This window comes from Monashia sp. HAY1-2A (genome assembly GCF_056755315.1).
Map to the genome: position 1 here is coordinate 1 of NZ_JBNDHY010000253.1, position 3,262 is coordinate 3,262.

The 3,262-nt window shown below is 73.5% G+C and carries 2 protein-coding genes; both read right to left on the reverse strand.

Features of this window, described 5'->3' with window-relative positions; translation table 11 throughout:
• Positions 1–1,883 (reverse strand): transcription termination factor Rho (rho, locus tag ACPYOM_RS21390; RefSeq protein WP_481347500.1); only part of this gene is annotated, 1,883 nt, incomplete at its 3' end.
• Between the two features lie 307 nt (positions 1,884–2,190).
• Positions 2,191–3,192 (reverse strand): homoserine kinase, encoded by a 1,002-nt coding sequence (locus ACPYOM_RS21395; RefSeq protein WP_481347499.1) that lies wholly within the window; start codon positions 3,190–3,192, stop codon positions 2,191–2,193.
• Positions 3,193–3,262 lie beyond the last annotated feature (70 nt).

A 3,262-nucleotide genomic window follows, 5' to 3' on the forward strand; every position in this document is an offset into this window, starting at 1 on the left:
TCCGTCGTCGGCAGCGTCAGATGTGTATAAGAGACAGCGGCCGGGAAGATGCGGCGGTTGGCCAGCTGCCGGTCGAGTTTGAGCTCCATGTTGCCGGTGCCCTTGAACTCCTCGAAGATCACCTCGTCCATCTTCGAGCCCGTCTCGACGAGCGCGGTGGCGAGGATCGTCAGCGAGCCGCCGTTCTCGATGTTGCGAGCCGCGCCGAAGAACTTCTTCGGCGGGTAGAGCGCAGCCGAGTCGACGCCGCCGGACAGGATCCGGCCGCTCGCCGGCGCGGCGAGGTTGTAGGCCCGGCCCAGCTTGGTGATCGAGTCGAGCAGGACGACGACGTCGTGGCCGAGCTCGACGAGTCGCTTGGCCCGCTCGATGGCGAGCTCGGCAACCGTCGTGTGGTCCTCCGCGGGCCGGTCGAAGGTCGAGGCGATGACCTCGCCCTTGACGGCGCGCTGCATCTCGGTGACCTCCTCCGGACGCTCGTCGACGAGGACGACCATGAGGTGGCACTCGGGGTTGTTCGTCGTGATGGCGTTGGCGATGGCCTGCATGACCATCGTCTTGCCGGCCTTGGCCGGCGCGACGATGAGCCCGCGCTGGCCCTTGCCGATGGGGGCGACGAGGTCGATGATGCGCGTCGTCAGCTGGCCCGGCTCGGTCTCGAGCCGCAGGCGCTGCTGCGGGTAGAGCGGCGTCAGCTTGCCGAACTCGACGCGCTTGGCGGCGTCGTCGGCACCGGCGCCGTTGATGCTGTCCAGGCGGACCAGCGCGTTGTACTTCTGCCGGCCGACGTTGCCCTGCGGCTGCTCGCCCTCGCGCAGCGCCTTGACCGCGCCCGTGACGGCGTCGCCCTTGCGCAGGCCGTGCTTCTTGACCATGCCGAGCGGGACGTAGACGTCGTTCGGGCCGGCGAGGTAGCCGGACGTGCGGACGAACGCGTAGTTGTCGAGGACGTCGAGGATGCCGGCCACGGGCACGAGGACGTCGTCGTCGCCGACCTGCAGGTCGGTCTCGACCCAGTCCTGGCCACCTTCGCGGCCCCGGCCCCGCTTGCGGTCACGGTTGCGCTGCCGGTTGCGGCTGCGGCGGCCGCCGCGATCGTCGTCGTCGATCCGGTTCTGGTCGCGGTTCTGGTCCCGGTTCTGGTCGCGGTTCTGGTCCCGGTTCTGCTCGCGGTTCTGGTCGCGGCTCTGGTCCCGGTTCTGCTCGCGGTTCTGCTCCCGGTTCTGGTCCCGGTTCTGGTCCCGGTTCTGAGTCCCGCGGTTCGGGCGGTCACCCTGGCGCTCGTTCTGGCGGCCGTCACGTGCCTCGCGCACCGCGGCGTCCGCACGCTCGTCACGGTCCGTGCGGTCGGTGCGGTCGCCACGGTCCGTCCGGTCGGCACGGTCCGCGCGGTCGGTGCGCTCGGAACGCTCGGAACGCTCGGAACGCTCGGAACGCTCGGCACGCTCGGCACGGTCGGCACGCTCGGTGCGCGCGCCAGCGCCCCGGTCCTCACGACGCTCGCGGGAGGAGTCGCCGCCCTCGGAGGTGGGCGTCCGATCGCCCGCCGACGCCGGCGCGCTCGCCGCGGCCGAGGCGTCGGGCTCGAGCGCCGTGCCCGCCGGACGACTGGCCCGACGCGACGTGCGGACGCGGGCCGCGCCGCCCTGCTCGCCCGCGACGTCCGTGGGCGCAGATCGGGTCTCGGCCTCGACGGCGGCGCTCGACGCGCCCGAACCGTCGGACGGCGCAGAACCGGTCGCCGGCGCGGAACCGGCGGCCGGCGCGGACGAGCCGCCGGACTGACGGGCCCGGATGGCCTCGACGAGGTCGCTCTTGCGCATCCTCCCGGTGCCCTTGATGCCCATGGAGGACGCGACGCCCTTGAGCTCGTCCAGCTTCATCGCGGACAGGCCCGACACCGGGCGGGTGGTGGTTTCTGACACGAAGGATCCTTCCCCCTCGTTTGCGACCCGGGACGAACTCCCACGGGTCGGACTTGGGCCAGTGCTGGCCTGAAGGTGGTCCACGACGGCGCACGGCGCCGTGAGGCGGTGGAGAGGGCCTCGGCGTGGGGGTGATACACCGGCCTGCGAAGCTCGCGGCGTGTGGTGCACCCGCAGGATACCATCCGACCCCCTCGCGGGTGGGACGGACCTGACGTCCTCGCCGTGCGCCGGGAGCGAGCGGCCTGCTCGTCGCGGCCGCGGCTCAGAGCGCGGAGACGACGGCCCCGGTCGCGGGCACGCCGGGGGCCAGGCGGCGCCAGCCGACGCATCCCGGCGGGACCTGCACGTCGGCGCTCCGCGCGCGGGTCGTCAGGACGAGGACGCTCGGCCCCGCACCCGACACCACCGCGGCCTGGCCCCGGGCGCGCAGCACGTCGACGACGGCCATCGTGTCGGGGTACGAGGACCGCCGGGCCTCCTGGTGCAGCCAGTCGCGCGTGGCCGCGTGCAGGTGTGACGGCTCGGTGGTCAGGGCGTGGACGAGGAGCGCAGCGCGTCCCGCGCCCGCTGCGGCGTCGCGCAGCGGCACCACGTCGGGCAGCACCGAGCGCGCGGTGCGCGTCGCGAGCTGGGTGTCGGGGACGAGCACGACGACCTCGACGTCGGGGTGCAGGACCGGGCGCGCGGTGACCGTGCGCTCACCGCGGTCGGCGCCGGTGCCGTCGGGCATCCAGCTGACGGTGAGCCCGCCGAAGACGCTCGCGGAGGCGTTGTCGGGGTGCCCCTCGAGCCGGCTGGCGATGTCGTCGGCGAGGTCGAGGTCGACCGGCACGTCCGCCCCCGGCTCGGGCCATCCGTCGGTCCGGTACGAGGCGGCGGCATCCGCGTCCCAGCCCGCATCCGGCCCTGAAAGTGCTTGTGCGGCAACGACTCCCGCGACGATAGCGGTTGCCGAGGAGCCCAGACCGCGCCCGTGCGGCACGCCGTTGCGTGCGGTCAGGGTCAGTCCCGCGGGGGCCTCGACGCCGAGTCGGTCCCACGTGTGGCGCATCGCGGCGTGCACGAGGTGGCTCTCGTCGGTGGGCACGTCCCCGGCGGCCTCGCCGGCCACCGTGATGACCAGCCCCGGCGTGTCCGCCGTCGTGACGACGTACTCGTCCCAGATGCCGAGGGCGAGCCCGATCGAGTCGAACCCGGGGCCGAGGTTGGCGCTGCTCGCCGGCACGCGGACGCGCACCGAACGTCGAGCGGCGACACGCCTCACGCGTCAGTCCTCGAGGCTGAGCGCCCGCGCCGCGCTCACCGCGTCGACCGGGACCCGGACCGGGGTCACG